This window comes from Bradyrhizobium lupini (genome assembly GCF_040939785.1).
Classification (GTDB): Bacteria; Pseudomonadota; Alphaproteobacteria; order Rhizobiales; family Xanthobacteraceae; genus Bradyrhizobium; species Bradyrhizobium canariense_D.
In genome coordinates this window covers 4,179,144-4,205,036 of the sequence record NZ_CP162553.1, presented here as the reverse complement: position 1 = coordinate 4,205,036, position 25,893 = coordinate 4,179,144, and the positions used below count along the sequence as shown (strand labels likewise).

Here is a 25,893-nt window from a genome sequence, read left to right as displayed (position 1 = left end):
ATGCAGCGCACAACGAAAGCGGCTTGCACGTTTTTCTTGCGGCCGCTGCATCAATAATCGTCAAACGACCGAGGGGAAACATCATGAGCGGCAGCATCAATCGTCAGATTCTTTTGGTGGAAAAGCCCAGCGGCAAGCTCGGTCCCGAGCACTTCAAGCTGGTCGAAGGTGCGGTGCCCGAGCCGAAGGACGGCGAGGCCTTGCTGCGCGTGCGTTACATCTCGCTCGACGCCGCCAACCGCGCCTGGATGCACGGCGCGACCTATCGTTCAGCGGTGGAGGCCAACAGCGTGATGGCCGGCGGCGCCATCGCCGAGGTCATCAGCTCGAAGGCGCCGGAGCTTGCGCCGGGCGACATCGTGTTCGGCGACACCGGCTGGCAGGAGTTGGCGACAGTGCCCGCCAAGCATCTCACCAAGATGCCGAAGCTCGAGCCGATGACGCATCTGCTCAGCGTGTTCGGCATTGCCGGCCTCACCGCCTATTTCGGCCTGCTGGAGATCGGCAAGCCCAGAGAGGGCGAGACGGTCGTGGTCTCCGCGGCCGCGGGCTCGGTCGGCTCGATCGTCGGGCAAATCGCGAAGATCAAGGGATGCCGGGTCATCGGCATCGCCGGCGGCGCCGACAAGTGCAGCTGGCTGACCTCCGAACTCGGCTTCGATGCCGCCGTCGACTACAAGGACGGCGCGGTGTTCAAGGCGTTGCGCGCGGCGGCTCCGAAGGGCATCGATGTCTATTTCGACAATGTCGGCGGCGACATTCTCGAAGCCTGCCTGCCGCAGATGAACAATTACGGCCGCATCGCCTGCTGCGGTGCGATCTCGCAATATGACGGCGCGCCCTCGGCACACGGCCCGCGCGGCGTGCCCGGCCTGATCGTGGTGAAGCGGCTCGTCATGCAAGGCTTCATCGTGATGGACTACATGAAAGAGAGTCAGCGAGCGCTCGCCGACCTCCAGGCCTGGGTCACATCCGGCAAGCTGAAGGTGCAGGAGGACATCATCGACGGCCTCGAGAACACGCCGAAGGCGCTGGTCGGATTGCTGGCGGGCGAGAACCGCGGCAAGCGGATGATCAAGCTCTGACGACGTAGTTACGTCGCAATTGCAAAGCCAATATCTACTTGCGGTAGAGGTCGCGGCGGCCAATGATGTCGCGCGCGGCATCACCCGCGACGATTGTTTGCATCACATTTGAAAAAATTGTCGGCGTTGCCGACAGGGCAGGAATACTCGGATGTTCAACACGTTGAAACATGCGTCGGCACGCGGGGCGTTGCTGGCGGCGGCTCTCTTCGCAACTGCAGCAGGCGCATTCGCACAAGCGCCGACCGAGGCGCAAAAGAGCGCGATCCGCTCCGCATGCCGCTCGGATTTCATGGCGCACTGCGCGAGCGTCACGCCCGGCGGCGTGGAAGCCTATCAATGCCTGCAGAAGAACATGTCCAGCCTGTCCTCGGGATGCCAAACCGCGGTCCGCGCCGTCGAGCCTGCTGCGGCGCCGAAGACCGAGGCTCCACCCAAGGCGGAGGCCGCGCCTGCCGCGCCGAAGGCTGAAACCGCCCCCGCCGCAAAGCCGGCATCTGGAGCAGCGCCGAAGGACGCGGCAGCCAAACAGCCGAGCAGCGCGCAGGTCGCTGCCGTCAAGAGCGCGTGCCGCGCCGATTATCCCAAGGTGTGCGCCAGCGTGCCGCCAGGCGGCGCGCCTGCGCTCGAATGCCTCGAGAAGAACAAGGCAAAGGTTTCGCCGGCCTGCGAGAAGGCCGTGAGCGCCGCGGCCGGCGGCGGTGGCACGGCAGCAACGGCGGCACCTCCGGGCGCGGCTCCCGCGGCGGCGGCAGCACCGGCAGCCGCGCCCGCCGTGATCGCGTTGCGCCCGCTGCGGCCGCGCGAAGAGCTGTTCATCGTCCGCTCCGCCTGCGGTGCCGACATCCGCACGCTGTGCGCCGGCGTAGCGCCTGGCGGCGGCCGCATCGTGCAGTGCATCGCCAGCAACGCCGCGTCGCTGTCACCTGCCTGCAAGGACGTGCTGGCGCCGTTCGCGGCACGCTAGAGAAGCGTGCCATCCGGCGGTCCGCTGCACCACCGTGCTCGTGGGCGGCGTACGGGTGAAGCGCTGCGTCTGACGGGGCGGATGGCCAAGCCGCCACGGTTTGGCTATGCTTCGCAAGGTCACTGCTTCGGACACGCGCCAAACGCGCGTCCGGACGTGAGCTGTGGTGTGCCGCGCGGCTTGCCGATAATTCCGCTGGCGCGGGTGGCCGGAGCACATTAGTCTACCCCTAGATAGTAAGTATACTGTCAATTAGGGAGGCAGACGTTGCGGATCGCCGTGATTGGCGGGGGGCCCGGTGGGCTCTACTTCGCCTATCTCTGGAAGAAGCGTCACCCCGAGGATCAAGTCGACCTGTTCGAACAGAACCCGGCCGACGCGACCTGGGGCTTTGGCGTGGTGTTTTCTGATCAGGCCCTGGAATTCCTGCGCGCCGACGACCCCGAGACGGTCGACGCGATCTCGCCGCACATGGAGAGCTGGGAGAACATCACGCTGAACCTGAGCGGCGACAGCGTGGCCATCGACGGCGTCGGCTTCTCCTCGATCGGCCGGCTCGAGCTCTTGCGATTCCTGCAGCAGCGCGCGATCAATGCCGGCGTCACCCCGCGCTTCGACACGCCGATTCATGCGATCGATCAGCTCAACGGGCACGATCTGATCGTCGCTGCCGACGGGCTGAACTCGCTGGTACGCCGCGCCTTCGAGGGCGATTTCGGCACCTCGCTGTCCTACTCCTCGAACAAGTTCGTCTGGTACGGCACCTCGAAGCGCTTCGAGACGCTGTCGCAGACCTTCGTCAAGACCGACCGCGGTGCCTTCAACGCCCATCACTACCGCTACTCGCCGACCATGAGCACCTTCCTGGTCGAATGCGACCATGCGACGTGGCAGGCCTACGGTTTCGCCTACAAGGACGTGGAGCAGTCCAAAGGTGTCTGCGAGGAGGTGTTCGCCGACACGCTCGGCGGCCGCTCGCTGGTTTCCAACAAATCGGTCTGGCGCAACTTCCCCTGGGTCTGGAACGAGCACTGGTCGTTCAAGAACATGGTGCTGCTCGGTGACGCCCTGCACTCGGCGCATTTTTCGATCGGCTCCGGCACGCGGCTCGCGATCGAGGACGCCATTGCACTGGTCAAGGCGCTGGAATCGGACGCCCATCTCTCGACCGCCCTGCATCGCTACCAGGCCGCGCGAAAGCCGGTGGTGCAGAAGCTCGTCAATGCCGCGCGGACCAGCGCTTTCTGGTACGAGCACTTTGCTCAGCACATGCAGCAGGGCCTGATGGACTTTGCCTATAGCTACATCACCCGCTCCGGCCGCATCGACGACCCCGCCTGCGCGCGATGTCGCCGGGCTTCATGGCGCGCTACGAAGCCGCCAAGAACGGTGGGGACGAGGCATGAGCCGGCAGATTCACGACCAGGTGCCCGCCGACTGCGCGGGCGCGCGCGAGATCGGCTTTTCCGTTCCGCAGGTCTACAATGCCAGCCGCGTGCTGTTCGACAATGTCGGCAAAGGCCACGGTGACAAGCTCGCGCTCATCGGCCCCGCGAGCACGCGCACCTACGCGGAGCTCTGCGCGGAAGCCGGGCGCTGGGGCAACGGCTTTGCCTCGCTTGGCCTCAAGCGCGGCGATCGCGTGCTGTTGTTCCTCGATGACACTCCGGCCTACCCGGCCGCGTTCTTCGGCGCGGTGCGCGCCGGCTTCGTGCCATTGCTGATCAACACGCTGACACCGCCGGATCTGCTGCAATTCTATCTCGCCGATTCCGGCGCGACTGTTGCGGTGGCGGACGCCGAGTTCTGTGCACGTTTCAACGCCGAGGCCTGCAAGGACACGGCCCTGCATACCCTGGTCGTCGTCAATGGCCCGGCGAGCGATCACGCCGCGCCGAACGCCGTTTCCGCCGCCGGCTGGCTCCCCCAGTTTCCGACTGAGCTCGCGGAAGCCGACACGCATCGCAACGAGATGGCGTTCTGGATGTATTCGTCCGGATCGACCGGCCGCCCCAAGGGCATCGTGCATCTCCAGCACGACATGGCCTATAGCGAAGTCGCCTTTGCGCAGAACGTCTTGAAGCTGACGCCGGATGACATCTGCTTCTCGGTGCCAAAAATCTTCTTCGCCTATGGCTTCGGCAACGCGATCACCTTCCCGTTCTCGGCGGGCGCGACGACACTGCTGTTGCCCGGCCAGCCGAAGCCCGTGGCAATCTTTTCGGCGATCGAGCAGTACAGGCCGACGGTCTTCTTCGGCCTGCCGACGCTTTATACATCGCTGACCAAGGCCGAGGGTGCGAACAAGACCGACTTCTCCTCACTGCGCATGGCGCTCTCGGCCGCCGAGGTGCTCTCGGCCGACGTCTTCAACGGCTGGAAGACGCTCACCGGTCTCGAGATCGTGGAAGGCCTCGGCTCGACCGAGGTGCTGCACATCTATCTCTCCAACCGCCCCGAGCGGAAGAAGCTCGGCGCCGCCGGCCTGCGCGTGCCCGGCTACGAGGTCGCGCTGCGCGACAAGGACGGCCGCGATGTCGCCGACGACGAGGAAGGCATCTTGTGGGTGCGCGGCGATTCCAACACGCCGCTGTACTGGAACCGGCCGGACAAATCCGCCGAGACCATCCGCGAAGGCGGCTGGATCTACACCGGCGACCGCTTCGTCCGCGATGGCGATGGCTTTCACTTCTTCCGCGGCCGCGCCGACGATCTCATCAAGATCTCCGGCCAATGGGTCTACCCGCTCGAGGTTGAGCTTTGCCTCGCCGACCACCCGGACATCCGCGAATGCGCGGTGTTCGCCGCCGAGCTGCCGGACCGGCGCATGACGCTTAAGGCAGTGGTGGTGATGAACACCCGCGCGGCGGATCAAAGCGAAACGACCCGGCGGCTGCAGGATTACGTGAAGGGCAAACTGCTTCCTTACAAATATCCGCGCGAGGTGATCTTCATCGACGAGCTGCCGAAGACCGGCACGGGGAAGATCGACCGGCAGGCGTTGCTGAGGATGTGAGCCACCGCTGCCATCGCCCGCGAAGGCGGGCGATGACAACCAGGATTAAGGTGCCTTCCCCAGATGCTCCATCGCGTCCTCCGCCCGGAGCGGCACCCGCGACGCCTCGTTGTTGAGATCGACGAGCTGCGCCAGGAGCCCCATAAGCGCCTTACGGTCCGCTGGCTTGAGCGGCTCGAGCATCCGCGCCTGGGCGCGTTCGACGGCGGGAATGATGTCGCGCAGGATCGCCGCGCCTGATTTGGTCAAATAGAGCAGCTTGATCCGCTTGTCTTCCGGCGCCGGCCTGCGCTCGACGAAATCCTTGGCCTGAAGCCGCTCGATCACGCTGCCGAGCGTGGAGCGATCGAAGGCGATCACCGCGGACAGCCGCGTCGCGTCGATGCCGGGGTGGGTGTGGATCGCGATCAGCGCCGCGTATTGCACCGGCGTGAGGTCGAACGCCTTGCACTCCTCCATGAAGATCGAGACCGCGATCTGCTGCATGCGCCGGAACAGATAGCCCGGCGCCGCATAGACCGCGTCTATCGTGATTGGAGGGGCAGGCTTACTCGGCATCGGGCTGCTTCTCCGGCGCGGCGTTGACGAACGCCGGCAGGGCCTTGGCCGCAGCTTCCGCTTCAAGCAGGCGCGGATAGGCGGAGACGTCGACGCCGAAGCGGCGCGCATTGGCGAGCTGCGGCACAAGACAGAGATCGGCGAGCGTCGGCACATCCCCGAAGCAGAACGGGCCCGGCTCGTTTCTGATCAGCGTCTCGCACGCCGCGAGCCCCTCGCGGTTGACCCAGGCCGCCCAGTCCTGAACCTTCTCCTCGGCAAGGCCGAGCTCGCGCAGCCGCGCCAGCACCTTCAAGTTCTGCACGGGGTGAGTGTCGCAGGCGATCGCCAGCGCGAACGCCCTCACCTTGGCGCGCTGCAACGCATCCCTCGGCAACAGGGGCGGGTTGGGATGGGTCTCGTCGAGCCATTCGATGATGGCGACCGATTGGGTCAGCACTGCGCCCGCATCGTTCTCCAGCGCCGGCACCAGGCCTTGCGGATTGATGGCGAGATAGGCTGGCGCACATTGCTCGCCCTTGCGAAGATGATGCGGCAGGTGCTCGGCACCGCGGCCTTTGAGGTTCAGCGCGATGCGTACCCGGTAGGCGGCGCTGGAGCGGAAATAGCCGTGCAGCTTCATCGGAACCCTCCCGTTTCGTTCTTGTTCGCACGTTGACGCTACCCAGATCGTAAGTATACTGTCAATCAACAAAGCGACGGGAGCCGCACCATGGAAGCCGTGACCAAGACGCCGGAACGCGAGGCGTTCTACAAGAAGATCGACGGCGAGAATCTCACCGCGCTCTGGACGGTCATGAGCGATTTGATCACGCCGGAGCCGAAGAGCGCCTGCCGGCCGCATCTGTGGAAGTTCGACATCATCCGCGACTACATGACCGAAGCCGGCAAGCTGATCACGGCGAAAGAGGCCGAGCGGCGCGTGCTGGTTCTGGAAAACCCCGGCCTGCGCGGACAGTCGAAAATCACCACGTCGCTCTATGCCGGCGTGCAGATGGTGGTGCCCGGCGACGTCGCGCCCGCGCACCGGCACAGCCAATCGGCACTGCGCTTCGTGCTCGAAGGCAAGGGCGCCCACACCGCCGTGGACGGCGAGCGCACCGCGATGGAGCCCGGCGACTTCATCATCACGCCGTCGATGACCTGGCACGATCATTCCAACGAGACCGACCAGCCGATGTTCTGGCTCGACGGTCTCGACATTCCGCTGGTGCAGTTCTTCGACTGCTCTTTCGCGGAAGGCTCCAACGAGGATCAGCAGAAGATTACAAGGCCGGCCGGCGACAGCTTTGCACGCTACGGCCACAATCTGCTGCCGGTCGACGTGAAGCGGAGCTCGAAGACTTCCCCGATCTTCAGCTATCCCTATGCCTACACGCGCGAGGCACTGGAGAAGGCTCGCGCGAGCCAGGAGTGGGATGCCTGTCACGGGCTGAAGCTGAAATTCAGCAACCCCGAGACCGGCGACTTCGCGATGCCGACCATCGGCACGTTCATCCAGCTGCTGCCGAAGGGCTTCAAGACCGCGCGCTATCGCGCGACGGACGCGACGGTGTTCTGTCCGATCGAGGGCCACGGCCGTACCCGCATCGGGGATGCGACGTTCGAATGGGGCCCGCGCGATTTGTTCGTGGTGCCGAGCTGGCAATGGGTCACGCACGAGGCTGATATGGATGCGGTGCTGTTCAGCTTCTCGGATCGCCCCGTGCAGCAGAAGCTGGATTTGTTCCGGGAGGATCGCGGGAATGCGTGAGGTACGCTGCTGGTAGCATCGTCATTGCGAGCGCAGCGAAGCAATCCAGAATCTTTCCGCGGCGACAGTCTGGATTGCTTCGCTGCGCTCGCAATGACGGAGTAAACCTCACCGCCAGTGCAACAGCCGCGTCTCCAGCCAGTTGATCACCCTCCCCACCATCAACCCAAACACCGACAAAATCACCACGCCCGCGAGCAGCTGATCCGTCTGCATCAAATTGCCAGCCTGCAGCACGAACGCGCCGATGCCGTACTGCGCGCCGATCATCTCGGCGCTGACGACGAGCAGCAGCGCCACCGACGAGGTGATACGGAAGCCGGCGAGGATCGCGGGCAGCGCGCCCGGCCAGACCACCTTGCGCACGATGGTGGCGAACGGCACGTTGAAGCTCTGCGCCATGCGGATGAGGTTGCGCGGCACCGCGTCGACGCCGCTATAGACCGAGATCGCGGTCGAGAAGAACACCCCGAGCGCAATGGTCGCGATCTTCGGCTCTTCACCGATGCCGAGCCAGAGGATCAACAGCGGCAGCAGCGCGATCTTCGGGATCGGGAACAGCGCCGAGATGAAGGTGATGCCGACGCTGCGCGCCAGACGCGACAGGCCGATGGCAAAGCCAACGGCGACACCGGCTGCCGTGCCGAGCAGCCAGCCGACACCGATGCGCAGGAGCGACGCGGAAAGGTGCTGCCACAGCGCACCCGAGATCGCGAGCTGGTAGATCGCCCGCGCGATCGCCGATGGCGGTGGCAGGAATAGCGGATTGACCAGGCCGGTGCTGCCGGCGGCCTGCCAGATCGCAATGACCAGCGCGAGCGCGATCCAGCCGCCGAAACGGCTGCTCGCCGGCACGAAGCCGGCGCCGCGAAAGCGGACGCGCCGGACCGCTTCATCCTTCGTCGATGTTCCCGCCGGAGCGCGATCAAGCATGCTGGACCTCGCGCTCGGCATCGATCGCCTCGTTGCGGATCAGCGACCAGATCTGGTTCTGAAGCGCGAGCAGCTTTTCACGGGCTGCAATGTCACCGCGCTCAGTGCGCGTCATCGGCACGCTCACGACCTCGCGAATACGGCCAGGGCGCCGCGACAGCACCACGATGCGGTCGGCAAGCCTCGCCGCCTCTTCGAGATTATGCGTGACATACACGGCGCCCATGCCGCCATCGGCGAGCAGCCGGACGAAATCCTCCATCAGCAGTTCGCGGGTCTGCGGATCCAACGCCGACAATGGCTCGTCCATCAGGAGAATGGCCGGCCTGACCGCGAGCGCGCGCGAAATGCCGACGCGCTGGCGCATGCCGCCGGAAAGCTGCTTTGGATAGGTTTTGCGAAAATCGGTCAGGCCGGTGCGGCGCAAGGCGTCCTCGACCAGCGCGCGGCGCTGCACGGCCGAGAGCTGGGTGTGCAGCAGCGGGAATTCGACGTTCTCCTCCACATTCGCCCAGGGCAGCAGCGCAAAGTCCTGGAACACGAAGGTGAGCGGATTGAGGCTGTCCGCCGGCGGCGATCCACGCAGCTCGGGCGCGCCGGAGGTCGGCAGCAACAGCCCGCCGAGGATCGACAGCAACGTGCTCTTGCCGCAGCCCGACGGCCCCACGATCGCCACCACCTCGCCCGCGCTGACGGTGAACGAGACGTTGTCGAGCACGGCGAGATCGCCGAAGCGATGGGTGATGTGGTTGGCGATCAGGTCCATGGACTGCGTTCTACTCTCAATCCGCCTTCACGAATTCCTTGGCGATGATCGCATTCGCGTCGAAGCCCTTGTCGGCAAAACCCTGCTCCTGGAGCCATTTGATCTGGTTGTCGACGTTCTTCACATCCAGCTTGCCGTCGGGATCGATATAGGCGCAGTTGCCGACCACCTGCTCGACCGGGAGGTTCGTATATTTGGCGATGATCTCCAGCAGCGGCTTTGTCTTGTCATTGATCGGCGCGACACCGTCCTTCATCGCGGCGAGGATGACGTCGTGATATTCGCGGTCGGCCTTTGCCAAGGCGCCGAGCAGCTTCGTCACCAGCACCTTGTTGGTCAGCGTCTTCGGCGAGGCGAACACCGCGCCCAATTGCCAGGGTGTCTCGTCGCCGACCCAGCCGAGAAACTTCGCACCACCGTCGTCCATCAGCTTTCGCGCGGTGGAGATCGGCAGCAGCGCTGCATCCACGGTCTCGCCCTTCAGCGCGGCCGCCGCATTCGACAGCGATTGCAGCGGCACAATCTTCACGTCGGCGAGCTTGAAACCGTATTTGTCGGCAAGCAGGCCGAGCGAATAGTGAAAGGAGGAGCCAACCTGCGTCATCGCCACGCGCTTGCCCGCGAGGTCCTTCGGCGTCTTCAGACCGCTCGCATAGGCGTTGTTGCTGGCGAAATAGCCGATCAGGGGATAACCAGCCTTCTCGCGGCTCATGCCGCCGATCACCTTGAGCACGCCCTTGCCGGCGAGATTGTAAAGACCTGCGGTGAAGGCGGTGACGCCGAAATCGATGTCGCCCGAGGTCGTCGCCACCGCGATCGGCTGCGCCGCGTCGAAGAATTTCAGCTCGACCTCGAGGCCGGCCTCGCGGAAATAGCCCTTGTCCTGCGCGATGAACACCGGCGCGGAGGAGGATAGCCTGAGCACGCCGATCCTGGCCTTCAGCGCGTCCTCGGCTCGGGCCGTGCCCATTGCTGTGATCGCCATCAGGCCAGCTAGCGCGAGCCGCACAATCCCGATCATTTCGTTTCCTCCGCCGTCGAAATCTTGCAGTCGGTTACAGGCCTTCAGGCACGGGCTGGTCCCGTCCGATAAAGGCGCCCTGTTGTTTCAACGTTTCCTGCAGCTTTTCAACGGGGATGTCACGCGGGATCCGGTTTCCGGAGAGCGCCAGCGCTGCCGCGGAACCGGCCGCCTCCCCCATCACGAAACAGGCACCGGAGACCCGGGCCGCCGATTGGCCCTCATGGGTCATCGAGGCGCAGCGGCCGGCGACCAGCAGATTATCGACGCCTTCGGGCACCAGCATCCGGTAAGGCAGCTCGTTATAGCCGCGCGATTCCGGGATCGGCGGGAAGGTGAAGACGACGTCGCCGGGGACATGGGCCTCGATCGGCCAGCCATTGACCCCGATGGAATCCTCGAACGAAGCGCAGCCGAGCACGTCCTCGCCGCTGAGCTGATAGCCGCCCGTGATGCGGCGGGTTTCGCGGATGCCGAGCTGCGGCGGCAGGTCGACGATGTAGGATTTTTCAAAGCCCGGCACGGTGCGCAGGAATTCGAACGCAGCCAGCGCCTGCTTGCGGCCCTCGATCTCGCCGCGGGTGAGATCATCAGGCTCGATGCCGTTGATGGCATGGCCGTCCTCGCGCGCCACTTGCGTAAAATTCACCCGCCATTCGATGCCGGACTTCTGCGGCCGCACGATCGCGCTCTTGCGCGGGAATGTGTGGGTGCCGGCGGCGGTGGCCTGCTCCATCAATTGCGGAATGGTCCGCCAGGCTTCGCCTGCCCTCTCCGGGTCGATGTTGTTGAGACGGAGCATCATCGAGGGATACATCGGATGACCGTGCTCGTCGCCGAATTCGAACGGCGCGCCGGCCCAAACCGCGAGATCGCCGTCGCCGGAGCAATCGATGAAGATCTCCGATCGCACCGCCTGCCGGCCGGCCTTGGTCTCGACCATCAGCGCATCGATGCGGCTGTTAGCGCCCATCACCACACCGGCACCAAGCGCGTGGAAAAGGATGTGCACCTTGTGACTGGCGAGCAGTTGGTCGGCCGCGATCTTGTAGGCGGCGGTGTCGTAGGCCTGGGCGAAGACCTTGCCGAGAATCAGATGCGGCGCGTTGAGGCCGTTCAAGCGATCGATCCGCGCCAGCAACTCCGACGCCATGCCCTGCACCAGCCGGTGGGCCTCGCCGTGGACATTGCCGTGCAGGCCGCAGAAATTGGTGACGCCTGCGGCGGTGCCCATGCCGCCAAGGAAGCCGTACCGCTCGATCAGCAGCGTCTTCCGTCCCGCGCGTGCGCTTGAGGCCGCCGCCACGATGCCGGCCGGACCGCCGCCGAGGACGACGACTTCATATTCGCCGTAAAGCGGCACCTGGCGCGCCGGTTCTTCGATCGTCATGGCCTGCATGGCGCGTCCTGTCCCTGAAATCCTTTGCTTGGGCCGGACTATGAATTAACCCGGATCGAGCTACAATCCGCCAAAATAGGCGATCACCTTTCTCGAATCGCGAAAGGCCGAAGATGGACATCCTGGTAAACCTTCAGGCGTTCCTCGCGACCGCCGACGCCACCGGCTTCTCCGCGGCCGCGCGAAAACTCGGCGTCTCGACGTCGGTGGTCGCCAAGCGCGTCACGCAGCTGGAGGCGCGGATCGGCACGCCACTGTTTCATCGCTCGACCCGGCAATTGCGGCTGACCGAGGCCGGCCAGCGCTACGTGCATCGCGCCCGCGGCGTCGTCACCGACGCCGCCGATCTGCTGTCGCGCATGGGCGAGAAGGGCCACGATCTCGTCGATCATCTGCGCATCAAGGCCCCGACCTCGCTGACGGTCGCGCGGCTTGCGGACGTCTTCACCGCCTTCCAGACCCAGAACCCGCGGCTCAAGCTCGAGATCGTGCTGTTCGACCGTCCGGTCGATCCCGTCACCGAAGGCTTTGACATCGCCATCGGCGCCTTCCCGCATTCCTTTGGCGGTGTCGTCGACGAACCCTTGTGCCCGCTGAAGCGGCTGCTCTGCGCCTCGCCTGCCTATTTGAAGAAACACGGCACGCCAAAACATCCGCGTGATCTGGTCGATCATCGCTGCCTCAGCTTTCTACCGACCGGCCCCGAATGGATCTTTGACGGGCCGCGCGGCCGCATCAGCGTCCAGGTCAGTCCGCTGCTGTCCTGCAACGAGGGCCAAGTGCTGGCGCGCAGCGCCATCGCCGGCAACGGCATTGTGTTGATATCGGACTATCTCGTCGCGGGCGCCTTGCGCGACGGCGCGCTCAAGCCGGTGCTGCGCGAGTTTCCGATTCCGGAATTGTGGGTGAAGGCTGCGATCCCTGAACGGCGGCGCAATGCCGCCGCGGTACAGGCGCTGCTCACTTTGCTGAAAAGGTCACTCGCGACGTCGCTGTAAAAGCCCGTAGCCCGGATGGAGCGAAGCGTAATCCGGGCTACTCGCGTTCAGCTTTTAGCACCTGCCCAATTCGCGGCGCGCTTTTCCGCGAACGACGCCAGCCCCTCGGCGGCTTCCGCGCTCTGTCGCTTCAGCGAATGCAGATGCACGAGCCGCTTGTAAGCCGCATCGTCCACCGCCATGCCGCCGAACGAACTTTCCAGCGCGAGCCGCTTGGTCTCGGCCATCGCCTCCGATCCGTTGGCAAGCAACTGCTCGACCACCTTGGCGCCGGCGGCGTCGAGATCGGCGAGCGGCACCACCTCGTGGACGAGGCCGATACGACGGGCGTCCTCGGCGCCGAAACGTTCACCTGTCAGCGCGTAGCGGCGGACTTGCCGTACACCAATGGCATCGCAGAGCTGCGGGATGATGATGGCCGCGGTCAGGCCCCAGCGCACTTCGGTGATCGAGAACAGGGCGTTGTCGGCCGCGATCACGACGTCGCAGGCCGCGATCACGCCGGTGCCGCCGCCAAAGCAGCCGCCCTGCACCAGCGCGACCGTCGGGATAGCCAGCGTATTGAGCCGCTGCACGGCCTCGAACGTCGCCCGCGACGCGGCCTCGTTCGCCTCGCTCGATTGCGGCCGCACGCCGTTGATCCATTTGAGGTCGGCGCCAGCCTGGAAATGCTTGCCATTGCCCTTGAGCACGACGACGCGAAGGTTGGGCTTGCTGCCGAGATCGTCCATGGCCGCGAGCACGCCTGCGATCAACGCGCCGTCATAGGCATTGTTAACCTCCGGCCGGTTCAACGTGACGGTCGCAACCCCACGCGCATCCAGGGTCCACAGGACGGGGCTGTCGGTCATCGGTGTTCCTCCGCTCGTTTGTTTGGCGCGCACTATGACCGAGGCTCCGCGCCCTGATCCATATCTTTCGAGCGTAGGGCAGCCGCGTCCATCGCATGGCGGCTTGTGTCATGCTGCCGCGGGGCGGCATCAAGGGATCAGGGACGGACATCACATGCGCATCTGCATTTTCGGCGCGGGCGCCGTCGGCAGCCATCTTGCAGTTCGGTTGGCCCGCGCCGGCCACGAGGTCTCGTGCGTGATGCGGGGCGCGCACCTGGAGGCGGTCCGGGCCAACGGCCTCAAGCTGCGCGTCGGCGATTCCGAGGTCTCCGCCAAGGTGAACGCCTCCGGCGATCCGGCCCAGCTCGGCCCGCAGGACGTCGTGATCAGCACCTTGAAGGCGACCGCGTTGACCGGGCTGGTCTCCAGTCTCAAGCCGCTGCTGCAGGACAACACCGCGATCGTGTTCGCGCAGAACGGCATTCCCTGGTGGTACCGGATCGGCCTGCCGCCGCGGCACCCGACCCCGCCGGACATTTCCTTCCTCGACCCGGGGCGGACGCCTGCGCGCCTGCATTCCGAAAGAGCGGATCGTCGGCGGCGTAGTCTTCTCCTCCAACGAGGTGATCGCGCCCGGCGTGGTGCAGAACCTGACGCCGGACCGCAACCGCCTGCTGATCGGCGAATGTGACGACCGCAATTGCGAGCGCATCACGACGCTCCGCGGTGTCTTCAGCGACGCACGGCTGGAATCGCCGCCGGTCGCCGAGATCCGCGAGGCGATCTGGTCAAAGCTGCTGACCAACATGTCACTGTCGGTGCTGTGCCTGCTCACCGGCCAGACCGCGCGCGGCGTGCGCGATGACCCCGCCTTTGCGGATGTCATTCCGCGGATGCTGAACGAGGCCAACGAGATCGCTCAGCATTTTATCCCCGAGGTCAAGCGCGTATCACGCAGCGGCCCCGCCCCCAACCACAAGCCGTCGCTGCTGCAGGATTACGAGCTCGGCCGCGCCATGGAGATCGACGTCCTGGTAAAGGCGCCCCAAGCCTTCGCGCGCACCGCCGGCCTGTCGACGCCGACGCTCGACTTGATCGCCGCGCTCGCGATCCAGAAGGCGCGCGACAAGGGGCTATATTCGGCGTGAGATTTCAGGCGAGGCTGTCGATCCAGGCCGCGAGCGTATCAAGCACCTCTGTCAGCGCCTCTTCATTGGTGCGGCCGGACTTTTTCAGCACCGCGAAGGAGTGATCGCCGCCTTCGATCTCATGCAGCGTCGCCTTCGGGGCAAGAGCGGCGATGACCGGCTTGAGGAGGCCGAGATCGGCGAGCCCGTCGCGGGTGCCTTGCAGGAACAGCATCGGGATCTCGACATGGGCGAGATGCTCGGCGCGCTCCGTCGACGGCTTCTTGTCGGCGTGCAGGGGAAAACCGAGGAAGGCGAGCCCTTTGACATCAGGCAGCGGAGCCTTGGACTGCGCCTGCGAGGTCATGCGCCCGCCGAAGGATTTTCCACCCGCAACGAGCATCACACCCGGGCAGAGCCGCGCGGCTTCCTCGACTGCCACGCGGATCGTGGCGTGGGCGACCGCAGGCTGGTCGGGACGGCCCTGCTTGTTTTCCATGTAAGGAAAATTGAAGCGGAAGGTCGCGATGTCGCGAGCAGCGAGCCCCTCCGCAATCTTGTCCATCGATGCATGCCGCATCCCTGCACCGGCACCATGCGCCAGGACGTAGCAGGCGCGCGCCTTGTCCGGCTGCGTCAGGATCGCGGAGACCGTGCCGATGCGCGCGATGTCGAGCTTGAGCTCTTTGGTTTTGACGGTTTGGATTTTGACAGCCACAATCAACCATCCCGATAGACGCTGCTCCGGCCGCCTTGGTAGCGTCACCGGCACAGCCTGAAAACACAATAATTGCCGCCAAAGGCTGGCCTAACCAGGCCGGCAAGCCGCATTGACCGAGTTGACCATGTCCTACCGCTCCTCCTGGATGACCGAAGAGCTCGAAATCTTCCGCGACCAGTTCCGGAAGTATCTTGCCAAGGATCTGGCCCCGCATGCCGAAAAATGGCGCGAGCAGAAGATGGTCGACCGCTTTGCCTGGCGCGGGCTCGGCGAGATGGGCGCGCTGCTGGCAAGCGTGCCGGAGGAATATGGCGGCCTGGGCGCCACCTTCGCCTATGATGCCGCCGTGCTCGACGACCTCGAAAGCACGGTGCCGGAGCTGACGACCGGCGTCTCCGTGCACAGCGCCATCGTCGCGCACTACATCCTCAATTACGGCTCGGAGGAGCAGAAGAAGCGCTGGCTGCCGAAGATGGCTTCAGGCGAGATGGTCGGCGCCATCGCCATGACCGAGCCCGGCACCGGCTCGGATTTGCAGGCCGTCAAGACCACCGCCAGGAAGCAGGGCAATTCCTACGTCATCAACGGACAGAAGACCTTCATCACCAACGGCCAGGCTGCCGACCTCGTCATCGTGGTTGCGCGCACCGGCGATGTCGGCGCCAAGGGCATTTCGCTGATCGTGGTCGAAACCTCAGGCGCGGATGGATACAAGCGCGGGCGCAACCTCGACAAGATCGGCCTGCATGCCTCCGACACGTCTGAGCTGTTCTTCGACAACGTCGCGGTGCCGCCGGACAATTTGCTCGGCGGCGAGGAAGGCCAGGGCTTCGTGCAGCTGATGCAGCAATTGCCGCAGGAGCGCCTCGCGCTCGCGGTCGGCGCGGTCGCGGCTATGGAGCGCGCGATAAAACTCACCGTCGACTACACCAAGGAGCGCAAGGCCTTCGGCAAGCCGCTGATGGATTTCCAGAACACCGCCTTCAAGCTCGCCGAGCGCAAGACCGAAGCGATGATCGCGCGCGTCTTCGTCGACTGGTGCATCGAGCGGCTGGTCGCAAGGACCTCGACACCGTCACGGCGTCGATGGCGAAATATTGGTGCTCGGAGAAGCAGGTCGAGACCGCCGACGAATGCCTGCAGCTGTTCGGCGGCTACGGCTATATGCAGGAATATCCGATCTCGCGCATCTTCATCGATTCCCGCATCCAGAAGATCTATGGCGGGACGAACGAGATCATGAAGCTGTTGATCGCGAGGTCGTTGTAATCAAGCCGGCGTGAACGGCCTGCCGCTCAATTCGGATGCCACCACCGGCCGCCGATCACGACGCCTTCGGAGACGATCTTGCGGTCGCCGATCAGGTGCTCGCCGACGACGTCCTCATAGTCGAACTGGCCTTCCCTCACCGAGATCAGCGTGGCGTCGCCGACGCTGCCCGGCTTGAGGCTGCCGAGCTCGGGGCGCCGCAGCGCCATCGCGGCGTTGACGGTCGAGGTTGCGATGACGTCGGACAGCGGCATGCCCATGCACAGGAATTTCGACAGGGTCGTCACCTGATCGAAGGCCGGGCCGTCGATGCAGAGCTGATGAATGTCGGACGAGATGGTGTCGGGATAGAAGCCGTTGGCGAGCATCGCACGCGCGGTCTTGAATGCGAACGAGCCCTTGCCGTGGCCGATGTCGAACAGCACGCCGCGCTCGCGGGCGTCGAGCACCGCCCGCTTCACCGTGCCCTGCGCGGTCGCAGGCGTGTTGGGGAAGGGACGGAACGCATGGGTGAGCACGTCGCCGGGGCGCAGGCGCGCCAGCACCTCCTCGTAGCTCGGCGGCGGATGATCGATATGCGCCATCAGGGGCATGCCGACCTCGTTCGCGACCTCGAGCGCGATGTCGAGCGGCACGACGCCCGACGTGCCCGAGGAATGCAGCCCCACGCGCACCTTGATGCCGACGATGAGATCGCGGTTGGCGTCGGCCACCTTGGCCGCCTCGATCGGATTCATCAGCCGCAGCTCCTCGCTCTCGCCGACCATGATCCGGTGCGAGAAGCCGAAAATGCCGGCATGCGAGACATGCAGATAAGCGAGGATACGAACCTGGCTCGGCTCGATCACATGCTTGCGGAAGCCCGCGAAATTGCCCGGCCCCGCACTGCCGGTATCGACCGCGGTGGTGACGCCGGAAAGACGGCAGAACTCCTCGGCGTCGATGCCGAGCGACGTGCCGCCCCAATAGACATGGGTGTGGAGATCGATCAGTCCCGGCGTCACGATGTAGCGAGAGACGTCGCGCACCTCGGTGCCCGGATCCGCCTTGAGCCCACTGCCGATCGCCGCGACCTTGCCGCCGGAAAAGGCGACATCGGTCACGGCGTCGAGCTTCTGGGACGGGTCGACCACACGGCCGCCGCGCAGGATCAAATCGAAAGGCATTGTCGTCTCCGGATATGGCAGCGAGGCGGGGCGGCAGTCAGCCCGGGCCAGGAGGAAGCTTCGCGCTTCTAGCAATTTTTGCGCCGACGAGCGTATCAAACGCGACGATTGCTCACTGAAAAACTGGCGATCCCGGGAAGACTCGAACTTCCGACCTACGGTTTAGGAAACCGTCGCTCTATCCGGCTGAGCTACGGGACCGCGGAACCCGCAGAGCGGGTTACCGGGGCTTCATATCAAAGCGGAAGGGGGATCGGAAGCCCTCCGCGTTGCTCAATGCGGAGGGCTGCCGGTCATCTCATGCCCGGATATTGTTGTCCTTGACCACCTTGCCCCAAATGGCGACCTGCTTGTCGAAGAAGGTCTTGAAGGCGGGAGCGTCCTCGAGCAGCAGCGTCATCTGCTGCGTTTCCTTGAGCTGGGCGGCGGTCGCGGGCTCGCTCAGGATCTCCTTGGACGCCGTCGCGAGGCCTGCGACGATGTCCGGCGGCGTGCCGGTGGGCGCGAAGATGCCCCACCAGGCCAGCGTCTCGAAATCCGGAAAGCCCGCCTCGATCGCGGTCGGCGTATCCGGCAGGCCCGGCAGCCGCTCGCGGCCGAGCTGCAGGATCGGACGCAGCATGTTGGTGCCGAGCTGGGCTGCGACCAGCGCCGCAGATCCCGCGATCAGGTCGACATGGCCGCCGAGCACGTCGTTCATTGCGGGGCCTCCGCCGCGATAGGGCACGTGCATGATCTCGACGCCGGCCTTGTTGCCGAGCACGGTCATGGCGAGATGGCCGAGCGTGCCGATGCCGACGGAGGCATATTTCACCGCGCCGGGCGTCGCCTTGCAGGCCGCCACCACGTCGGCAAAGCTCTTGTAGGGGCGGCCTGCACCGGCAGCGATCACGTAAGGCGCGGTGCCGACCAGCAACACCGGCATTAGCTCGCGCTCGACATCGACGGGCGGCTTGTCGAGGATGGAGGGGATCACCGCATGGGAATCGAAGGTGACCAGGAACGTCGAGCCGTCAGGCGGGCTCTTGGCGACCTGCGCCGCGCCGAGCGCGCCTGCCGCGCCCGACTTGTTCTCGACAATGACGATGCGGTTGAGCTTGGTTTGCAGATGGCTCTGGAGCAGCCGCGCCATCGCATCGGTGGATCCGCCCGGCGGAAACGGCACCAGCAGTGTGATTTTTGAAGCCTGCGCCAATGCCGGCGTCATCGCGAGAATAGCCGGCGCTGCCAGCAGCGTCCGTCGTGTGATCGTCATGGTATCCCTCCCCTGTTTTCTCGCGCCCGGCTTTTGCTCTTTGGCGCTTTAAGTGGTCCCGAAACCGGATCCCGCTTTTCTGTATTCTGGCCGCGGCGGACTGAAGATGTCCAGCACGCGGGCGCCGTCGGGGCCGGCGCGCATGGTGTGCGGCACATTACCCGGCGTGCGCCAGAAGTCGCCTTTCTTCACGGCAATCTCCTCATCACCCTGGACGCGGATGGCGGAGCCGTCGAGCAGCACGCCCCACTGCTCCTCGGGATGATGGTGCAGCGTGCCTTGCGCATGCGGCGCCAGCGTCACCACCGACAGCATCGCCTGCTCGCCGGAGAAGATGCGCGTGGTCACCCCTGCCGCGAGCTCGCGAAACAACCCGTCGCCGTTATCGTCGAGATTGTGGAATTCGTCCTGCTGGCTCACGCCGCCCTCCTCTTCATTCTCGCTGATCAGGATTTGCCATACGAGCCTTGATAACGGCCCTCGCGGATCGCCTTCAGCGTCTCCTCCTCGCGCGCGACCTGGGCTCGCACGGCGTCGAGCAGCGCCGCGGCACCGGCGGCGGCAAACGACACCACGCCGTCCTCGTCTCCGACGACGATGTCGCCGGGCGAGATCACGCTGCCGCCGATCGAAACAGGCACGTTGATCTCGCCGGGGCCGTTCTTGTAAGGGCCGCGGTGGATCACCGCGCGGGCATAGCAGGGAAAGTCATCGGCAGCGAACGCCGCGACGTCGCGGATCGCGCCGTCGATGACGTAGCCTTCGGCTTTGCGCCATTGCGCGATGTTCTTCATGATCTCACCGACCAGCGCGCGGGTCTCGTCGCCGCCGCCATCGACCACGATGACGTCGCCGGGGCCCACCAGCTCGAGCGCGCGGTGGATGGCGAGATTGTCACCGGGACGGGTGCGGACCGTGAAGGCCGTGCCCACCAGCTTGGCACCGCGATGATAGGGTTTGAGCCCCACGGCGCCCGGCAGCCGGCCGAGATTGTCCGAAATGACCGGGGTCGGCGCACCGCGAAAGCCCTCGATGATCGCGGCCGGCGGCTTCGGCACAGCGTTCGCGGCGATGGTGATGGTCATAATCTCGGTCCTTCCCATGAATTCTCTTAATCGGCGTCCGCCCGCGCCTTCGCCGGCCAAATCCGGAACGCGCGCCCCTCCTTCATCCACGCCGCGCGCTCGTCGCGCAACAGCGTGCGGCGAACTTTACCGGAATCGTCGCGTGGTGGGACGGTGACGATCTCGAAGCTCTCCGGGTGCTTGTAGCGGCTGAGCCTGTCTTTGAGGAAATCCGCCATTCCGTCGGCGATGGCTTGGCCGTCCGCATCGCTCTCCGGCTCGATGATGGCGTGCACGCGCTGGCCCAATTCCGGGTCGGGCAATCCCACCACCACGCAGGAGCGCACGCCCGGACAGGCGGAGACGGCAGCTTCGACCTCGGCGGGATAGATGTTGGCGCCGCCGCGCAGCACCATGTCGGCGAGGCGGTCACCGAGATAAAGGTAGCCTTCCGCATCCAGCCTGCCGATATCGCCCAGCGATTCCCAGCCGTCGGCGCGGCGCTTCGGCTCGGCGCCGAGATAGTGATAGGTGGCGTCATTGCCGTCATTGTTGAGGAAGTAAATCTCGCCGGTCTCACCCGGCGCAACGTCGTTGCCGTCCTCGCCGATGATGCGCAAGCGCGCCGTCTCGCCGATCTTGCCGACCGAGCCCTGGTGCGTCAGCCATTCCTTGCCGGAGATGATGCAGGAGCCCTGTCGCTCGGTGCCGCCATAGAGCTCCCAGATCCGCTCAGGCCCGAGCCAGGCGATCCAGTTCTCCTTCAGCCAGGGTGGCATCGGAGCGGCCATGTGGAAGACGGTTTGCAGGCTCGACACATCGTAGGCGTTGCGCACGTGCTCCGGGAGCGCCCAGATCCGGTGCATCATGGTCGGCACGAAATTGACCCATTGCACGCGCTCGCGCGCAATTTGCCGCAGCGCCTCCTCGGCGTCGAACTTGACGAGGCCGGTGAGCTGGCCGCCGGTGAACAGCGCGTAGTGCGACACGATGAACGGCGCATTGTGATAGAGCGGACCGGGATTGAGCAACGAGACCCCGAAGGGGATGTTGAGCGGCGGCGCGGCGACCGTGTCGATCACCGCCGGCTGGTGATCGAGGATCACCTTCGGGCGGCCGGTCGATCCGCCGCTGGTCATGGCTTTCCAATAGCGCGCCACCGGTGCGGTGAGCGGCTCGTCCGAAAACCCTTCCGGCACGAAATCCGCGGGCAGACGGTTCGGCGCGTTCCAGTCGGCTTCGCCGCCGACCACCAGCGCCGGCTTCAGGATGTCGAGCACCGCGGCGGCTTCGCCGCGCGGCAGCCGCCATGACAACGAGGTCGGCGTCGCTCCGCATTTCCACACTGCAAACGAGGTCTCGAAAAACGCATTGCAGTTGGGCAAACCGATCGCGACAAAGTCGCCGGGCTTGACACCCTTGGCCATGAACGCCCGCGCGCGCCGGTTGGCGCCGCGTTCGAGCGCGTCCCATGTCAGCGTATCCTGCCCGTGACGGACGGCGATCGTGCCTTGCGGTTTGCGTTCGGCGTACCAGCGCGGCACATCGGACAGGGGCAGCAGCATGAGGCGTTTCCACTTCGTATTCTTGGCGTCGCCGATGAGGCGAGCGCAGGATGAAGTGACGCTGTGACTCCTGCGCCACGTCAAGCAAAAAATGTCAGCATCACAGCCATGAAATTCCCGGGTTCCATGGGTGACAAGCAGGCCATAAAGGGGCAAAAATCAGCCCGACTCAGTTCGGGTTGAGTTTTGCAAGGAATGCTCTCGTAGAATGTCGGACGTAGTTGCATCGCGTCGTGCGGCGCTTGTCGTTGCTGCAGCAGGATTTTTCCTGCTGGCGCCGTCGCATGCCCAGGCACAATGGTGGAAGCGCGCGCCTGTTGACTTCGAGGCCTGCGCCGACGCCGCCGAGAAAGCTACGACCAAATCCGAGAAGACGGCTGCGCTTGCCGACTGCAACGCCAAATTCGCCGGCCGGCGCAAGGCGGGCGGCGGCTATTCCTATTACGATTTCCTCCAGGACCGCAGCTTCGACATCGCCGGGCCCAATCCGACGCCGGAGGAGCAGAAGAAGATCGACGAATCCTACACCGCCTATCTCGCCAATCAGCGCCGCAGCAATGAAGCCGCGCAGGCCACCGCGCGCCAGCAGCGCGAGCAGCAGGAACAACAGGTGCAGCAGCTCCAGCGGGTCGCGTTGCGAACCGAGGTCGAGCGCGTGCCCGTGCCGGTCGAGCGGCCGAAAGTCCAGCAGGCCGCCATCGGCGACGCGCGGCCGCGGCCGAAGGGCACACCCTGCACCAAGGGCTCGTTCTCCTGCGAATGGCCGCGGCTGTCGGATGGATTGAACGACATCAAGAAGCTGTTCAGCCCGACGCCGAGCAAGCCCGCGAAGAAGGGCTGAGCTGCGTCGCCGTCATTGCGAGCGCAGCGAAGCAATCCAGCATCTCTCCGCGGAGGCAGTCTGGATTGCTTCGCTACGCTCGCAATGACGAACTGGGCGGGGATCCGTCTCCTAGCCTCAGTTCGTGTGCTTCTTCTTGCTGCGCTTCGGTTGAGCAACCGGCGCATTCACCGGCGCCGTTGTTGTCGGTGAACTACCCAACTGCGAACGACTCTCCTTCAGGCGCGCGTCATAGCCGGGCGAATTCGTGACGGTCGGCGGCCTTGCCTGAGCAAACGTGGAAGCTGCACATAAGGCGGCGAGCACGACCCCGATCGTCAAACAACGTTTCATCGCACGTCTCCCGTCAGCCGGCGTGAACTCATGCAGCGCCGCGAACCTGCTGCGGCGTCAGCCGCGGCGGACCCTTGCCCGCGGCCTCAGCCTCGTTGATCAGCGCAACAATGCGGCGCGACAGCGGCACGTCGACACTGTTCTGTTCGGCGAGGGCGATGATCGCGCCCTGGAGATAGTCGATCTCGGTCTTGCGGCCCTGCTTCAAATCCTGCCACATCGAGGAACGCGCCTCGGGATCGATCTTCATGGTCCTTCCCAGGATCAGGTCGAAAATCGGATCAGGCAGTCTCAGCAAGGCGGGCGTCCAGGACGACGGGATCGGCGTCGCCGAGACCGGTGTGATGCCGGCGGCCCTCATTGCAGCCAGCCCCTCCGCCATCTGATCGGCGAACAACCTTCGCCATTCGCGGTTCCCCAATTGCGCAGCGAGGGGCATGTCGGACAAGGCGCTGAGCGCGTTGTTCAAATTGATGATCAGCTTGCCCCATTGCACGCCGGTGATGTCGCGGCTCGCGCGCATCGTGAGCCCCGGCACCGACAGAGCTGCGGCCGCGTTCGTGTCATCTTGGCCAACATGAATGTCGCCAGAGGTCGAGCGGTGGAAGCGGCCCTCGCCCATCCCGACCACGTTGAAAGGCACCATGCCGGCGAGCACGCGGCGATCGCCGAGGCGATCGCGCAGCACCGCGACGTTGCCGACGCCGTTTTGCAGCGAGACGATGACAGCGTCCTGCGGCGCATGCTGCGCGATCTGCTTGGCGACAGCTGCCGTGTCGGCGCTCTTCACCGTGACCAGCACGATGCCGGCGCTGTGCAAGATCGCGGGATCTTCCGATAGCGCGAGTTGGCCCGGATCGAGCTTCTTCTCGGAGCCGTCGAAATCGGTCAGAAGCAGACCGAACCGCTCGATCTCGGCCTTCACCCGCGGTCGCACCAGGAACGCGACGCGGCGACCGGCAGCCGCCAGGGTGCCGCCGACAAAACATCCGATGGCGCCCGCGCCGGCCACCACGATCGGTCGATCCGTCATCATCTTGGCTTGCCCCCTCAACGATCCGCCCTCGATAGCAGAGGCTGTGTCTGCTGCCCATTCCCGGAGTTGCGGCGCAATCGCCTTGTAACCGTCATGACGGCCTCATATGTTTTCGAACGGGGCTTGTTACCGGCAACAAAGCGCCAAGGGAGAACGCCATGGGTTTGCTCGACGTCCTCAACGGCATGCAGAACGGCCCGCGCGGGCCAAGCACGCCGAGTTCACAATCCTCATCCAGTGGCGGCATGTCGCCCATGACCATGGCGCTGCTTGGCCTGCTCGCCTGGAAGGCATTCAAGCATATGAGCGGCAACCAGAGCGGCAGCGCGCCGCAGCCGTCCCCGGCACCGACGCCGACGCATCTCCCCCGCCGGTGAATGCAGGCGCTGGTGGTGGCCTCGGCGACCTGTTGAAGGGCGGCCTTGGCGGCCTGCTCGCGGGCGGCGCGGCCGGCAGCGTGCTCAGCGGCGGGCTCGGCGATCTCCTCAACCAGCTTCAGCACAGCGGTCATGGCGATACTGCCAATACCTGGGTCGGCAAGGGCGAGAACAAGGCGATCGCTCCAGGCGATCTCGCCAATGCGCTCGGCGCCGACCAGATCGAGAGCCTGTCCGCCCAAAGCGGCCTGTCGCGTGACGAGCTGCTCTCGGGCCTCAGCCAGTATCTGCCGCAGGTGGTCGACCATCTGACGCCGGACGGACGGCTGCCGACCGAGCAAGAGATCGCGGGCAGAGTCTGATTGGTTTAGTCAAACGAGGGGAGCACGGACATGAGCATGGGTGGCTTGTTGTGGATCATCGTCGTCGGCTTCATCGCCGGCCTCATCGCGCGTTGGCTGGCGCCGGGACCGAACAATCCGAGCGGCTTCATCCTCACCACCATCCTCGGCATCGCCGGCGCGTTTCTCGCGACCTTCATCGGTCAGGCCATCGGTCATTACGGTCCCGACCAGGGTGCAGGATTCATCATGGCCACCATCGGCGCCGTGGTGGTGCTGTTCATCTGGCACCGGCTGGTGGCGAGCGGCGTGATCAAGGGGTGACGCTTCAAAACGCCGAAAGCGGCACACCGCCACCTCATCGTCATGCCCGGGCTTGACCCGGGCATCCACGTCTTTTGATCCGCGCGGCGACACGTGGATGGCCGGGTCAAGCCCGGCCATGACGTGGAGAGAGCGGAGGCCGGGTCAAGCCCGGCGACGACGTGGAGAGAGCGGAGGCCGGGTCAAGCCCGGCGACGACGTGGAGAGAATGTGCCGCGCGATCACGTCACCAAATGCATCCCCGCATCCATGCGCACGACTTCGCCGGTCATGTTGCTGGAGGCCGGCATCGCCAGGAAACAGACGAGCTGCGCGATGTCTTCCGCCGATGACGCGACCTTCAGCGGCACCTTCGCCACGACGCTGTCGCGCACCTGCTTGGCGCCCGCCTCGCCGCGGCCCTTGGTGAACCAGGGTGTATCGATATAGCCCGGGCATACCGTGTTGACGCGGATCAGCGGCGCCAGCGCGCGCGACAGCGACAGCGTCATGGTGTTGAGCGCGCCCTTGCTCGCGGCGTATGCGATCGACGATCCGACGCCGCTGATGCCGGCGACCGAGGAGATGTTGACCACGGCGGACGGCCGCCCAGAAGCTTTGGCGCCGGCCTCGAGCAGGCTGCGCGCCGCGCGCACCATCTGGAACGGGCCGATGGTGTTGACGCCGTACAGGCGCTGGAAATCTTCCGCCGACAATCCGTCGAGATCGGCATGGACGACATGCTTGGTGGTGCCGGCATTGTTGACGAGCACGTCGAGCCGGCCCCAGCCGCCAGCTGCCGCGACGATCTTGCGGCAATCGTCATCCTTCGAGACGTCGCCCTGCGCGACCAGAACTTCCGGTGAGCCCGCCTTGCGGCAATGCTCCGCGGTCGCCTCCGCTTCCTTCTGGCTCGAGGAATAGTTGATGACGAGCCGCGCCCCGCTCCGTGCGAGAATTTCCGCGGTCGCAGCGCCCAGGCCGGAGGCGGACCCCGTCACGATTGCGCACAAACTGTCCTTTGCCATCCGGATTTCCTTCCCCTTGATTGAGTATCGACGTTCTGTTTAGCGAGTTTGCCGCGCCCTGCAAATCGAGCAAACTCCGCTAAGCGGAATTAGCTCATCGCCCATGCCCGCGCCGCAGGTTGACCTGCGATCAGCGCT

The 25,893-nt window shown here is 65.1% G+C and carries 23 protein-coding genes, 1 tRNA gene and 4 pseudogenes; 11 read left to right on the top strand and 17 right to left on the bottom strand.

Going from position 1 to position 25,893, the window contains the following annotated elements:
• The first annotated feature begins 83 nt into the window (after window positions 1–83).
• The 4 genes and pseudogenes from AB3L03_RS19805 (at window position 84) to AB3L03_RS19790 (ending at window position 5,068) form a co-directional block, all read left to right on the top strand.
• Window positions 84–1,085, top strand: coding sequence for an NADP-dependent oxidoreductase (locus tag AB3L03_RS19805; RefSeq protein WP_018452994.1), 1,002 nt, complete (start codon window positions 84–86; stop codon window positions 1,083–1,085).
• 151 nt (window positions 1,086–1,236) lie between these two features.
• Window positions 1,237–2,052 carry a cysteine rich repeat-containing protein gene (locus AB3L03_RS19800; RefSeq protein ID WP_368506903.1) on the top strand — a complete coding sequence of 272 codons (816 nt, stop codon included), beginning with the start codon at window positions 1,237–1,239 and terminating at the stop codon, window positions 2,050–2,052.
• Between the two features lie 267 nt (window positions 2,053–2,319).
• Window positions 2,320–3,458 (top strand): annotated as a pseudogene (locus AB3L03_RS19795) (FAD-dependent monooxygenase).
• Complete coding sequence (locus AB3L03_RS19790; RefSeq protein WP_018452991.1) at window positions 3,455–5,068, top strand: benzoate-CoA ligase family protein; 1,614 nt, start codon at window positions 3,455–3,457, stop codon at window positions 5,066–5,068. Before AB3L03_RS19795 ends, AB3L03_RS19790 begins: the two are co-directional and overlap by 4 nt.
• Window positions 5,069–5,113: 45 nt before the next feature.
• Here AB3L03_RS19790 and AB3L03_RS19785 read toward each other — a convergent pair whose 3' ends face one another.
• Together AB3L03_RS19785 and maiA are read right to left on the bottom strand one after the other, a co-directional pair.
• Entirely contained in the window at window positions 5,114–5,626 is a 513-nt protein-coding gene (locus AB3L03_RS19785; protein ID WP_018452990.1) for a MarR family winged helix-turn-helix transcriptional regulator, read from the bottom strand.
• The gene (gene maiA, locus AB3L03_RS19780; RefSeq protein WP_018452989.1) at window positions 5,616–6,248 is read right to left on the bottom strand and encodes a maleylacetoacetate isomerase; all 633 of its coding nucleotides are present in this window, start codon (window positions 6,246–6,248) and stop codon (window positions 5,616–5,618) included. Before maiA ends, AB3L03_RS19785 begins: the two co-directional genes overlap by 11 nt.
• Window positions 6,249–6,338: 90 nt before the next feature.
• On the opposite strand from maiA, the gene gtdA reads away from it, so the two are divergent.
• Entirely contained in the window at window positions 6,339–7,379 is a 1,041-nt protein-coding gene (gene gtdA, locus AB3L03_RS19775) for a gentisate 1,2-dioxygenase (RefSeq protein WP_018452988.1), read from the top strand.
• Between the two features lie 108 nt (window positions 7,380–7,487).
• On the opposite strand, the gene AB3L03_RS19770 is transcribed toward gtdA, so the two are convergent.
• From AB3L03_RS19770 to AB3L03_RS19755, 4 genes are read right to left on the bottom strand one after another with little or no spacing between them, the layout of a single operon-like run.
• The gene (locus tag AB3L03_RS19770; RefSeq protein WP_018452987.1) at window positions 7,488–8,312 is read right to left on the bottom strand and encodes an ABC transporter permease; all 825 of its coding nucleotides are present in this window, start codon (window positions 8,310–8,312) and stop codon (window positions 7,488–7,490) included.
• On the bottom strand, window positions 8,305–9,078 hold the full coding sequence (locus AB3L03_RS19765; RefSeq protein ID WP_368506902.1) for an ABC transporter ATP-binding protein: 774 nt from the start codon (window positions 9,076–9,078) through the stop codon (window positions 8,305–8,307). Before AB3L03_RS19765 ends, AB3L03_RS19770 begins: the two co-directional genes overlap by 8 nt.
• 16 nt (window positions 9,079–9,094) lie before the next feature.
• Window positions 9,095–10,099, bottom strand: a complete 1,005-nt coding sequence (locus AB3L03_RS19760) for an ABC transporter substrate-binding protein (protein ID WP_018452985.1) — start codon at window positions 10,097–10,099, stop codon at window positions 9,095–9,097.
• A gap of 34 nt (window positions 10,100–10,133) precedes the next feature.
• Window positions 10,134–11,498, bottom strand: coding sequence for an FAD-dependent oxidoreductase (locus AB3L03_RS19755; RefSeq protein ID WP_018452984.1), 1,365 nt, complete (start codon window positions 11,496–11,498; stop codon window positions 10,134–10,136).
• 113 nt (window positions 11,499–11,611) lie between these two features.
• On the opposite strand from AB3L03_RS19755, the gene AB3L03_RS19750 reads away from it, so the two are divergent.
• Window positions 11,612–12,496 carry a LysR family transcriptional regulator gene (locus tag AB3L03_RS19750; RefSeq protein WP_018452983.1) on the top strand — a complete coding sequence of 295 codons (885 nt, stop codon included), beginning with the start codon at window positions 11,612–11,614 and terminating at the stop codon, window positions 12,494–12,496.
• Window positions 12,497–12,543: 47 nt separating this feature from the next.
• Here the strand turns inward: AB3L03_RS19750 and AB3L03_RS19745 are convergent, their stop codons facing one another.
• Window positions 12,544–13,347 carry an enoyl-CoA hydratase-related protein gene (locus AB3L03_RS19745; protein WP_085351611.1) on the bottom strand — a complete coding sequence of 268 codons (804 nt, stop codon included), beginning with the start codon at window positions 13,345–13,347 and terminating at the stop codon, window positions 12,544–12,546.
• 154 nt (window positions 13,348–13,501) lie between these two features.
• Between AB3L03_RS19745 and AB3L03_RS19740 the strand changes: the two are divergent.
• Window positions 13,502–14,477 (top strand): annotated as a pseudogene (locus AB3L03_RS19740) (ketopantoate reductase family protein).
• A 4-nt stretch (window positions 14,478–14,481) separates the two neighbouring features.
• Here AB3L03_RS19740 and AB3L03_RS19735 read toward each other — a convergent pair.
• Window positions 14,482–15,174 carry an alpha/beta family hydrolase gene (locus AB3L03_RS19735; RefSeq protein WP_231189766.1) on the bottom strand — a complete coding sequence of 231 codons (693 nt, stop codon included), beginning with the start codon at window positions 15,172–15,174 and terminating at the stop codon, window positions 14,482–14,484.
• Between the two features lie 127 nt (window positions 15,175–15,301).
• Here AB3L03_RS19735 and AB3L03_RS19730 point away from each other — a divergent pair.
• Window positions 15,302–16,446 (top strand): annotated as a pseudogene (locus AB3L03_RS19730) (acyl-CoA dehydrogenase family protein).
• Window positions 16,447–16,472: 26 nt separating this feature from the next.
• On the opposite strand, the gene AB3L03_RS19725 reads toward AB3L03_RS19730, so the two are convergent.
• The 6 genes from AB3L03_RS19725 to AB3L03_RS19700 form a co-directional block, all read right to left on the bottom strand.
• Window positions 16,473–17,612 (bottom strand): amidohydrolase/deacetylase family metallohydrolase, encoded by a 1,140-nt coding sequence (locus AB3L03_RS19725; RefSeq protein WP_018452978.1) that lies wholly within the window; start codon window positions 17,610–17,612, stop codon window positions 16,473–16,475.
• A gap of 124 nt (window positions 17,613–17,736) precedes the next feature.
• Window positions 17,737–17,813 (bottom strand) — tRNA-Arg (locus AB3L03_RS19720).
• A gap of 97 nt (window positions 17,814–17,910) precedes the next feature.
• Window positions 17,911–18,867 (bottom strand): tripartite tricarboxylate transporter substrate-binding protein, encoded by a 957-nt coding sequence (locus AB3L03_RS19715; protein ID WP_368506901.1) that lies wholly within the window; start codon window positions 18,865–18,867, stop codon window positions 17,911–17,913.
• Window positions 18,868–18,915: 48 nt separating this feature from the next.
• Window positions 18,916–19,287, bottom strand: coding sequence for a cupin domain-containing protein (locus tag AB3L03_RS19710; protein ID WP_018452976.1), 372 nt, complete (start codon window positions 19,285–19,287; stop codon window positions 18,916–18,918).
• Between the two features lie 26 nt (window positions 19,288–19,313).
• The gene (locus tag AB3L03_RS19705; RefSeq protein WP_204514026.1) at window positions 19,314–19,952 is read right to left on the bottom strand and encodes an RraA family protein; all 639 of its coding nucleotides are present in this window, start codon (window positions 19,950–19,952) and stop codon (window positions 19,314–19,316) included.
• 26 nt (window positions 19,953–19,978) lie between these two features.
• A complete protein-coding gene (locus tag AB3L03_RS19700; RefSeq protein ID WP_247299205.1) occupies window positions 19,979–21,496 on the bottom strand; it encodes an AMP-binding protein in 1,518 nt (505 codons plus the stop codon).
• 208 nt (window positions 21,497–21,704) lie between these two features.
• Here AB3L03_RS19700 and AB3L03_RS19695 point away from each other — a divergent pair, with 208 nt between their 5' ends.
• Window positions 21,705–22,337 (top strand): hypothetical protein, encoded by a 633-nt coding sequence (locus tag AB3L03_RS19695; protein ID WP_018452973.1) that lies wholly within the window; start codon window positions 21,705–21,707, stop codon window positions 22,335–22,337.
• A 117-nt stretch (window positions 22,338–22,454) separates the two neighbouring features.
• On the opposite strand, the gene AB3L03_RS19690 is transcribed toward AB3L03_RS19695, so the two are convergent.
• Window positions 22,455–22,670, bottom strand: coding sequence for a hypothetical protein (locus AB3L03_RS19690; protein WP_083926313.1), 216 nt, complete (start codon window positions 22,668–22,670; stop codon window positions 22,455–22,457).
• Between the two features lie 28 nt (window positions 22,671–22,698).
• Window positions 22,699–23,706 carry a 2-dehydropantoate 2-reductase gene (locus AB3L03_RS19685; RefSeq protein ID WP_247299203.1) on the bottom strand — a complete coding sequence of 336 codons (1,008 nt, stop codon included), beginning with the start codon at window positions 23,704–23,706 and terminating at the stop codon, window positions 22,699–22,701.
• A 158-nt stretch (window positions 23,707–23,864) separates the two neighbouring features.
• Here AB3L03_RS19685 and AB3L03_RS19680 point away from each other — a divergent pair.
• Together AB3L03_RS19680 and AB3L03_RS19675 are read left to right on the top strand one after the other, a co-directional pair.
• Window positions 23,865–24,445 (top strand): annotated as a pseudogene (locus AB3L03_RS19680) (YidB family protein).
• Window positions 24,446–24,475: 30 nt separating this feature from the next.
• A complete protein-coding gene (locus AB3L03_RS19675; protein ID WP_083926312.1) occupies window positions 24,476–24,748 on the top strand; it encodes a GlsB/YeaQ/YmgE family stress response membrane protein in 273 nt (90 codons plus the stop codon).
• Window positions 24,749–24,969: 221 nt separating this feature from the next.
• On the opposite strand, the gene AB3L03_RS19670 is transcribed toward AB3L03_RS19675, so the two are convergent.
• Complete coding sequence (locus AB3L03_RS19670; protein WP_085358831.1) at window positions 24,970–25,755, bottom strand: SDR family NAD(P)-dependent oxidoreductase; 786 nt, start codon at window positions 25,753–25,755, stop codon at window positions 24,970–24,972.
• Between the last annotated feature and the right edge of the window lie 138 nt (window positions 25,756–25,893).